This window comes from Azospirillum griseum (genome assembly GCF_003966125.1).
Lineage (GTDB): Bacteria > Pseudomonadota > Alphaproteobacteria > Azospirillales > Azospirillaceae > Azospirillum > Azospirillum griseum.
Map to the genome: position 1 here is coordinate 1 of NZ_RXMA01000164.1, position 311 is coordinate 311.

A 311-nucleotide genomic window follows, 5' to 3' on the forward strand; every position below is an offset into this window, starting at 1 on the left:
GCCGACGGATTTCGGCGAACACGGCGATCGCCCGCAAACCGGGGGCGGCCTTGAGCATGGGTACGACCTCGCTGTCCCACAGGCCCGCCAGCGGATCGGGGCGTCGCCGGCCGCGCGGAAGCGCCTTGTGTGACGGTGGGCGTGGATCGTTCTCGATCCGGTAGGCGGTCGCCGTGCTGAACCCGGCCTTGGCCGCGGCGATGGCGGGGGTGTCGGACTGTCGGTGTTTCATGTAGAGCCTCATCTGGCGGTCGGTGATGTGTGGGCCCGGCAAGATCGGGGTTCCTCATTGGCGTGAAGACCCTCGATCC

1 pseudogene is annotated in these 311 nt (G+C 68.5%); it reads right to left on the reverse strand.

What is annotated here, in order from left to right:
* A pseudogene (locus EJ903_RS26635) lies at positions 1 to 274 on the reverse strand (IS21 family transposase); the annotation flags it as partial.
* Positions 275 to 311: the final 37 nt, after the last annotated feature.